Source organism: Cyanobacteria bacterium GSL.Bin1 (assembly GCA_009909085.1).
Classification (GTDB): Bacteria; Cyanobacteriota; Cyanobacteriia; order Cyanobacteriales; family Rubidibacteraceae; genus Halothece.
Genome location: JAAANX010000074.1, coordinates 1 through 9610, shown reverse-complemented (window position 1 = coordinate 9610; position 9610 = coordinate 1). Strand labels below are relative to the sequence as shown.

The window sequence follows — 9610 nt, the reverse complement described above, 5'->3', positions numbered from 1 at the left end:
TGTGGCTCGATGCCTGCCATAGTGGAGGAGTGAGTTGGCAGCAAACTCTTTATCATCCCACCCCGCAACTGATTGAACGCTTGCAAGAACAGGCGGCTCGAACGCAAGGCTTTTATGCACTTCTATCCTGCGATCGCGCTCAGCAGTCTTGGGAATTTCCCGAGTTGGGTCATGGCATTTTTACCTATTATCTGATCCGAGGCTTACAAGGAGCAGCAGCGAATTCACAAGGCATCATTGAAGCTGATGGTCTCTATCGCTACGTCTATCATCAGACACTGCAATACATCGATAAAACAAACCAGCAACTGCGACTGATTAACCAGCAAAAGCGGAGTCGTGGGGAAACGAATCTACAAGCAGAATATCCCTTACAAACCCCAAAACGGATTGTAGAAGGCGTGGGCGAACTCATTTTAGGGAAAACACCCCAAACGGAGGTCTCACTCTATCCGCGCCGGGCATTAGTCATTGTCGCCAATCCTCAAACTCAAACGAGTTTGGAACTGGGAAAAGTCTTGCGCGGTCGCAGTCACTTTGAAATTCAGTACTGGCTGAATACGAAAATGTCTCCGCTGGAAATGAAACAAGGGATTCAAGAGTGTTTGCGCTCAAAAACCAGTGCTGTTCCCACTGGGAGAGAACCGGAAAAGGAAACGGCACTGCTGTATTTAAAGGGTGAGGTCGGAGTTGATGAAGCAGGGGAAGTTTATCTGGCACTAGGACAAGGGAAGCGCTTGGCCCGTTCTTGGCTGCAGCAGCAACTACAGCAGGCACAAGTCGCCCAACAAATCATTATCTTAGATTGTATGGGTACGCCCCATTTAAACGATTGGATTGAAGCGTTAAAACTGGGAACCGATTATGGTCAATGTCTGATTGCTGCCAGTTCTGGGCAGGAAACCCCAAACCAATTGAGTCAAGCTGTCGTGGAAACCCTGGTTCATGCGGATCCACAAACTGGGCTATCAGCAGCAAGCTGGATGTATCAACTGAAAGCGCATTTGGCAGAAACGAGCATCCAAATGGAATTCTGGCTCTCTGGGGGGCGAGGCGTTATTGAAATTTTGCCGGGACAACATCAACGGGAAATGTCTCTCTCCTCCAGCCTTGATCTGGGAATTTGCCCATATATGGGATTAAAAGCCTTCAGTGAGGAAGACACCGCTTATTTTTATGGGCGAGAACAACTCACGCAAAAACTCATTGCTGAACTTTACCACCGTTCTTTTTTAGCGGTTGTGGGGGCGTCTGGCAGTGGGAAATCCTCTGTGGTGCAAGCGGGAATCATAGCCCAGCTCAAAGCGGGGAAACAACTGCCAGGGAGTGAGCAATGGCGAATTTGCTATTTCCGACCGGGTGAACATCCTTTAACGAGTCTGACGGAGCAATTAGCGGACTCGCCAGAACAACAGGAGCAATTAGAAGGATTGTTGTATGAAGGGGTGGAGGGGTTAGTCCGCTGGTTACGGGCTTATTCAGAACCCATGGTTGTGCTGGTCGTTGATCAATTTGAGGAACTCTTTACCCTCGCTTCTCCTGTAGAACGGCATCAGTTTCTGGAATTATTGCTGGGGACAATGAATTATGCGCGCGATCGCGTTAAGCTCCTGATTACCCTCCGGGTTGATTTTGTTACCCATTGCTTAGAATATTCCGAACTCGCTGCGCTTTTACAACAAGCCAGTTTCTTTGTTCCTCCGCATCTGCCTAAACCAGAGTACCGCAATGTCATCATCAACCCCGCAGCCAGCGTGGGCTTACAAGTTGAACCCGCCCTAGTGGAAGTTCTTTTACAAGAAATTGGCACCTCTGCCGGGCAATTACCGCTATTGGAGTTTGTTTTAGAACAGCTTTGGGAAAACCGAGACAAGGGAAAGCTCACCCTAAAAGCCTACCAGCAAGAGATTGGGGGCTTAGAAGGAGCACTGGAACAAAAAGCAAATACCGTTTATCAAAATCTTGATGCAGAGGCTCAAGATTGTGCTCAGTGGATTTTTCTCGCCCTGACGCAAGTGGGTGATGGCATGGCTGATACGTCTCGCCGCATTCGCAAAGGCGATTTAATCGTTGGGAAATATCCCCAAGCACTAGTGGAACGAACCTTACAAGCGCTCGTTGAAGCCAACTTAGTGGTTGTCGATTCGGAAACCGTTAGTAATTCTCAAAGGGGAGAAAGTCGAAGCACCAGCGCCTCATCTGATGAAGAGTGGACAGAACTTCCGATTGATACCAATATCGAGATTGCCCATGAAATCCTGATTCAGAATTGGTCAACCCTACAGTGGTGGCTGGAACAAAATCGCACTCGCTTGCAACTGCAGCGACAACTTCAGCAAGCGGCGAACCTTTGGCACGACAATGAGCAAAACCCGGATTATCTTTGGCAAGGCGTCCGGCTCGCCCAAGCCGAAGACATTTATATTAAATATACCGAAGAACTATCGGAATCAGTACAGCAATTTGTAGAAAGCGCGATCGCGCAACGAGATGCCCAACAACGGCAAGCCCAACGCCGACTGAGACGCGCTCAAGCCGCTGCCACTACCATTAGCCTTTTAGGGATCATTGCCACTATCATCGGTGGGTTGGCTTACTGGCAACGACAACAAACTTTAGTTAATCAGGTGAGAACCCTCAATGCCTCTGCCCATGTCTTATCTGATTCAGAGCAACCTTTAAAAGCCTTAGTCACCAGTCTCGAAGCGGGAGAAGTGTTGCAAACCATCCGCTTTTTCCCTTCTTCCTTACGATGGGAAACCGCTAGCACCTTACAAACCATCCTGCACCGTAGCCCAGCCCTAAATCTTCTATCAGGGCACACCCAAACCGTGCAAGCTGTTGATGTTTCACCGGATGGAAACCTCATTGCATCCGCTAGTTGGGATGGCACAGTTAAACTTTGGCAGTCTAATGGTCAACTGATAAAAACTCTCGATGCCCACCACAGGGAAGTCATGGACATTCACTTTCAGCCAGAGGGAACTCTTTTCGCATCCGCCAGTTTAGATGGAACGATTCGGTTATGGCAACGCGATGGCACACTTGTTAAAGTCATTTCGACGCAACAGCAAGCCCTCAACTGTGTTCGCTTCATGCCGAATGGTCAACAATTCATCACCGCTGGAGAAGATGGTACCCTTGCGATTTGGAATGGGGATGGCACATTAGACAAACGCTTTCTCGCTCACGACCAAGGCATTAGTCAGATTAGCATTAGCCCAGACGGAAATTGGATTGCCTCTGCTAGTCAACACTCATCAGTGGTTAAAATTTGGCAGCAAGATGGAACGTTAGTACAAAGGTTAACTGCCGAGGATGGGGTAAGTGACCTTGCCTTTAGTGCGAATGGCGAACGGATTGCAGTCGCCAGTTTATCCGGTCAAATTCAAATTTGGCACCAGGATGGTACATTACAAGCGGAGTTACCGCCCTCTCCAAATGTAGCCACTGCCGTCGCTTTTACTCCTGATGGCAAACTGATCTCAGCTGACCAAGAGGGAAATATTGAATATTGGGCTTGGCAAGATCATCCTCATTCCCCAACTATTACTTTAACTGCCCATCAAGGAGCAGTCAGAGATGTGAGCTTTTTCCCGAACAGTAACGTGATGGTTTCTGCGAGCGACGATAAAACGTTGAGAACTTGGCAGTTACCCGAACCAATGAAGGGTCAGCAGGAAGATATTTATAGCGTTCAATTTGCTCCAACCGGAAATCAGTTCGCCTCAGCTGGTTGGGATCACACCATTCGTCTGTGGAATGCGGAAGGAATGATCACTCAACAATTAGCCGGTCATACCAAAAGTATCAAAGCCCTCAGCTTTAGTCCCAACGGTCAACGTTTAGCCTCTGGCAGTGCGGATCAAACCATCAAAATTTGGCATCCCCATCAACAAAGCACTGCTGCACAAACCCTTAAAGGTCATGAGGGGATCGTGAATAGTGTTGATTTTAGTCCAGACGGTGAAATGCTAGCTTCTGCCAGTGAGGATGGAACCGTGCGCCTCTGGAATGCCAATGGTGAAGTTGAGAAAACCTTATCGGCTCATGGAGAGGGCGTAACCCGCGTTCATTTTGCCCCTCAAGGAGACATCTTTGCTTCTAGTGGCTATGATGGCAAGGTTAAAATTTGGCAAGTGGATGGTACAGTCTTACAAGTCCTTAACGCCCATGAACCTGCTGTCAGCGCGATCGCGTTTAGCCCGAAGGGAAAAATTCTCGCTTCGGCGGGCTGGGATAATACGGTTAAGTTATGGCAGGTGACGAATGGTGAGCTTTTACACACTTTAGTCGGACACAGCAAAGGCGTCACCAGTTTGAGTTTTACTCCCAATGGTAAAGTTCTTGCCTCAGGGAGTACCGATGGCACGATCAAACTCTGGCATCCTGAAACTGCAGAAAATATAGCAACTCTAGAAAATCAGGATCAACCGATTCGTAGCCTGAGCTTTCGTCCAGATGGAAAGGAATTAGTGGCAGGGGGCAATGCCGGTATTTTGCAACGATGGCACTTTGATTTAAAGTCTTTACAGCAACAAGGCTGCGATCGCGCTGCGAATTACCTCACCACCCATGCTGACCTTTGTCAAAACCAGCGCTCACAAAAGGAGTAGCGTAAAATGATGTTCAAACCAATGACGAGTCGCTTACATGCAATCCGTAAGTTAAGCGTATTGACAATGATCTCCCTCTTTGGGCTGTTTTTGTGGAGTAGTGAAGGGAAAACCCAACCGATGCTCAAGTGGGCTGATTTTTATACCATGATCAATCAAGTTTTAATTAATCAGACCGAAGCCACAAACGAAGACGAGTTAGTTCCTGGAGATTTATTACAAACCGGTTCTGACTCGAGAGCGGATCTGATATTTAATGAAGGAACTGTCGTTAGAGCGACGGCTCAAACTCAGTTCCAATTTGAACATGGGATGAGACGCTTTCATATTGCTGAGGGAACCGCTCTGTTTATTCTGCGACCCGGTGGGGGAGATTTAACGGTTGAAACCCCTACGGCGCGGGTGAGGGCCACTGAAGCCACCATTTGGACAACTTATGATGCAGAAGAAAAATTAACGAAAGTTGGTGTTTTCGGCAGTGAAAAAGCAGTTGTCCGCGTGTCTAATGCCCAAGGAGAAAATACGGTCGAACTGAAACCCGGTCAAAAAGTGAATGTCAGAGGAAATCAAGTCGGTGAAGTCAACACCTTTAGCTTGCAAACCTTTTATGAAACCAGCGGTATTGCCGATGGTTTAGAAACAGGGGATAACCTGGAAAGATATCCCTCACAAGTTATAGAAACACTAGAAACCGCCCAAGAAAATACTTCTGAGGCACTTGAACAACAACAAGAACAACTCAAGCAAGGGAGTAACACAGTTGATCAAAATTTGGATGCCAACAATCAACCTGATTTATTAGGCACAGAACTGGGGACGATTCAAGTGATTGATATAACCCCATCAAGAGCTTCCAAATCAATGAGGAAACTCAATGAGTTTTAGAGGAAAGAGCGATCTTCAGAATCAGCGAATTGAGTGTTATCAAACAATTGTTGCAACGCGATCGCGCTACTGTCACTCATTTGCCCATAGCTGAAAAGATAAGGAACGGTTTCTGGACAATAAGTATCTAACCAGGTCAAGACATAAGGACTGCCATAAACCAGGACGGCTTGCACACACCCTTGAGTAAATAGTTCTTTTAGAAAGGCTTGTGTCTTCTCATTCAGCCCTGATTCCCCTCGGAAAGGATTGCCGCGAGTAAATAACTGCACCAGGGTCAGCGGAGCATTTTGCGGAGGATCTGGAAAGATTTGGGCTTGTCCTAACAGTTGCAAGCGATAGCCTAGTTGTTGGGGAAGCGCGATCGCGCAATGATTCCGGTTTAAAAACTCGCAACTGAGTAAATCATCGACAATCATTAAGTTTTGGGCAGGGGTTTCTGGCACAGAGATCGGTAAATTCCCCTTAGTTCGCATTGACGCAGCGAGAATGTTTTGTCTCGTTTCTAAAGCTATCGAGGTGGCTAATTCCTGGCGGAAGTCTCTTTTTTCAGCGTCACTGATTTTCGCTTTTGCCTCCCCAATCCTGGCTACAGAGGCACTAATCCGTTGCGGAGAAAGACGACCACTATTCACTGCGTCTGTAATCGCCGCGATCGCGCGTTCAGGATCATCCGGCATTAAGATAATATCTGCCCCGGCTTCAATGGCGAGAATGGGAATTTCCTCAGGAGAAGCAATTTCATTTAAAGCGCCCATAATTAGGGCATCAGTCACAATCAAGCCCTCAAAACCCAAATTCAAGCGTAATTGTTGGGTCAAAATGGTGGATGAAAGGGTTGCTGGAAGATGCTCATCCCAACCGGGAACCAAGAGATGGGCGCTCATTACCCCATCAACCCCTTGGGAAATAGCATTCATAAAAGGGGGCAGTTCTACTTCCGCCAGACGCTCTGTTCCCACTTCCAAAACGGGTAACGTTAAATGGGAATCGGTTGCCGTATCCCCATGTCCCGGAAAATGTTTTGCCGTGGTTAACACCGGATAAGTCTGTGCCCCAGTCATAAAAGCCTCTGTCAACTCCTTCACAACTGCCGGTGTTTCGCCAAAAGAGCGCACATTAATCACCGGATTCTTAGGATTATTATTGACATCCACCACCGGCGCTAATACCCAATTGATTCCCAGTGCCGATGCTTCCTGTGCTGTTATTTCTCCCATCTTTTTCGCATACTGCTTCGCAAGACTGAGATCAGTTTTTGCAACTTCTCCCAGCGCCATCGGTGGCGGAAACCAAGTTGCCCCAGCAAAGCGTTGTCCCACCCCTTCTTCAATATCAGCAGCGATCAATAGGGGAATCTCTGCCCAACTTTGCAATTGATGGGTTCGTTCGGCAATTTCAACCGCGCTGCCGCCCAGTATAATCACTCCCCCCACTTTGAGATCCTTCAGCCAGTGCTGTAACTGCTCATTACGAGGTTCCCACTGTGGGAAGCGAATTTGGTGATCAAACATATACCCAGATGCGCGAACGACAATCATCTGGGCAATTTGTTCAGCAAGGGAAAGCTGGGTGTAATCAGGAAGAGCAGACATTAATTTTCGGTTTCCTCTTCTGCTTCCGTCTCCTCAGCCCGTTGCGCACTCAGTTGATTAATTAAAGAAAGCGTGCGATCGCCGAGTTCTAGCGAGAGATCTTCATGGAAGACCACTTCTGGGGTTCTCCGTAAGCGAATCCGTTTTCCCAACTCACGACGAACAAAGGCAGTGGAAGATTTCAACCCCGCCATGGTTTCTGCTTTTGCTTCGTCAGTTCCATAGATACTGACAAAGATTTTGGCGTGTTGGAGATCGTTGGAGACATCGACTGCAGTCACACTGACCATTCCGGCACCCACGCGATCGTCTTTAATACCATTAATCAGCATTTGACTCACTTCCTGCTGAATCAGGGAGGCTACCCTTGCCACACGGCGACTGGTTGCCATTTTCTTTCTCCTTAACAATCCGCCTTTTCTATATTAAATCTAAAAAGTCGATTCTTGTGACTCGTCTGCTGTTTTTCCTGATGATTTAGCACAAGGCTTTTCCTTTATTCTCTTTTCTGCAGTTAAGAAATTCCATCGCAAAAGCAAAAACTGACGACTGCTCACAAAGTGATCCCAGCCGGAAAACAAAGGAATTTTGAGAAAATACGATGTATTACTTGATTACGAACATATACAAAAAAATGTTGAGAATAACTTAATATTTATGCCATTTTGTGGGAATTAGCAATATACTAAAAATAAGGGAAAAAGCAAGTAATTTTTTTTATTCAATTCAACCCATTTGCGATGGGTTCTTCTGCCTTTTTTCTGAGGATAAATACTTAGCGAGTTCAGGGTGAAAATTATGGGAATCATGAAACTTATGGACAATATTAACTCCTTTTTTGCGGAAGCAATTGCTCGCATTTTCTCTCCCAATGATGATGCTTATCCTAATGTTGGGGTGCAGCCTTACTCCGGCGATCCTTTTACCGGCGATGTGGAGTTAGAATGGTAATTTTTGACTGACTATTGTTGCTTTAATGAAGATTAAAAAGCCTGCATTTGCGGGCTTTATTTATATTATGATTACAGTCACTGGCAAGATTGAAAAAAAAGATGTAGGTCCAGGCACTTGGGCTTTGGTATCAGAGGACGGTACAACTTATGAATTAAGAAATCCCCCAGCAGCACTATGTCAGCCCCAACAGCGAGTAGAAGTGACGGGAACAATCAGAAATGATGTCATGAGTGTCGCCATGATTGGCGAAATTTTAGAGGTTGACTCCTTTACGTTTCTTTAAATAAAAATTTCTTTTTCTTAAAAATTTAATCAAAAAAAAGGGATTTCTGTAAAGAAGTATGAGGAATACAGTAGAAGTTGAATGGCGTCAGCAAGCGTGCTGATATTATCAGCCATGAATCTCTCGTTTCAAAGTAGGGATTGTAGCCAATTATAGAGGAAAGGTTTTAAAGATCATGCCATTTACAATTGATTCAGCACGTAATATTTTCCCGAATACCTTAGCTGCTGATGCAGTTCCAGCGACAATTGCTCGATTTGAGCAGTTGAGCGCAGAAGATCAGTTGGCATTAATTTGGTTTGCTTATCTAGAAATGGGTAAAACGATTACTATTGCTGCTCCAGGAGCAGCCAGTATGCAGTTTGCGGAAAGAACCCTTAATCAAATTCGGCAAATGAGTTTCCAAGAGCAATCGCAAGTCATGTGTGACTTAGCAAATCGCGCCAATACTGAAATTTGTCGGACTTACGCTACTTGGTCGCCCAACATTAAACTTGGCTTCTGGTACAAACTGGGACAATGGATGGAAGAAGGCATCGTTGCTCCGATTCCTAAAGGATATCAACTCTCCGCTAATGCATCTGCTGTGTTACAGGCAATTCGGAGCTTAGAATCCGGTCAACAAATTACCGTCTTGCGGAACTGCGTGGTTGGAATGGGATTTGATCCCAAGCAAATGGGAACCTATACGCCGGTGAGCGAGCCAGTTGAGCCTCCTCAAGATATGTCTAAACGAGAGAAAGTGACGATTACAGGCGTTACGAACCCTACAGTGTTGGCTTATATGAGCAACATGAATGCCAATGACTTTGACGCCTTAATTGAGTTGTTCCTTTCCGATGGCGCAATACAACCTCCTTTTCAGCGACCGATTGTTGGCAAAGAGGCAATTTTACGGTTCTTTAAACAAGAATGCCAAAACTTAAAGCTCCTACCTGAAGCAGGAGTGGCGGAACCAGCCGAAGATAATTATACTCAAATCAAAGTCACTGGGAAAGTCCAGAGCCCTTGGTTTGGTGCGAAAGTCGGCATGAACATCGCTTGGCGATTTTTACTTGACCCCAACGACAAGATTTTCTTCGTGGCGATCGATTTACTCGCCTCTCCCAAAGAATTAATGAACTTTGCTCGTTAGAGTTAGGGATTAACTAAGGTGAGCGAGAAGTCCCCAATTTCAGCGTCAGCGAATTGGGGATGATAGCGAACTTACGACACAAGCCGACAAGGTTATGCTACAACAAATTTATCATCAAAAGTTTTATTGGTAATGCTAAGAG

General features: G+C 46.2%; 6 protein-coding genes. 4 read left to right on the top strand and 2 right to left on the bottom strand.

Translation table 11 applies throughout. The annotated features are described in order from the left end of the window. Positions 1–29 precede the first annotated feature (29 nt). Together GVY04_09285 and GVY04_09280 are read left to right on the top strand one after the other, a co-directional pair. A complete protein-coding gene (locus GVY04_09285) occupies positions 30–4616 on the top strand; it encodes a hypothetical protein (protein NBD16319.1) in 4587 nt (1528 codons plus the stop codon). Positions 4617–4682: 66 nt separating this feature from the next. Beyond that, entirely contained in the window at positions 4683–5501 is an 819-nt protein-coding gene (locus tag GVY04_09280) for a hypothetical protein (GenBank protein NBD16318.1), read from the top strand. Here the strand turns inward: GVY04_09280 and GVY04_09275 are convergent. Next, the gene (locus GVY04_09275; protein ID NBD16317.1) at positions 5498–7096 is read right to left on the bottom strand and encodes a beta-glucosidase; all 1599 of its coding nucleotides are present in this window, start codon (positions 7094–7096) and stop codon (positions 5498–5500) included. The genes GVY04_09280 and GVY04_09275 overlap by 4 nt on opposite strands. Continuing rightward, the gene (gene rbfA / locus GVY04_09270) at positions 7096–7488 is read right to left on the bottom strand and encodes a 30S ribosome-binding factor RbfA (protein NBD16316.1); all 393 of its coding nucleotides are present in this window, start codon (positions 7486–7488) and stop codon (positions 7096–7098) included. The genes GVY04_09275 and rbfA overlap by 1 nt, the downstream gene beginning before the upstream one ends. A 623-nt stretch (positions 7489–8111) precedes the next feature. On the opposite strand from rbfA, the gene GVY04_09265 reads away from it, so the two are divergent. Together GVY04_09265 and GVY04_09260 are read left to right on the top strand one after the other, a co-directional pair. Continuing rightward, the gene (locus tag GVY04_09265; protein NBD16315.1) at positions 8112–8333 is read left to right on the top strand and encodes a hypothetical protein; all 222 of its coding nucleotides are present in this window, start codon (positions 8112–8114) and stop codon (positions 8331–8333) included. Between the two features lie 175 nt (positions 8334–8508). Beyond that, on the top strand, positions 8509–9468 hold the full coding sequence (locus tag GVY04_09260; protein ID NBD16314.1) for a Red carotenoid-binding protein: 960 nt from the start codon (positions 8509–8511) through the stop codon (positions 9466–9468). Positions 9469–9610 lie beyond the last annotated feature (142 nt).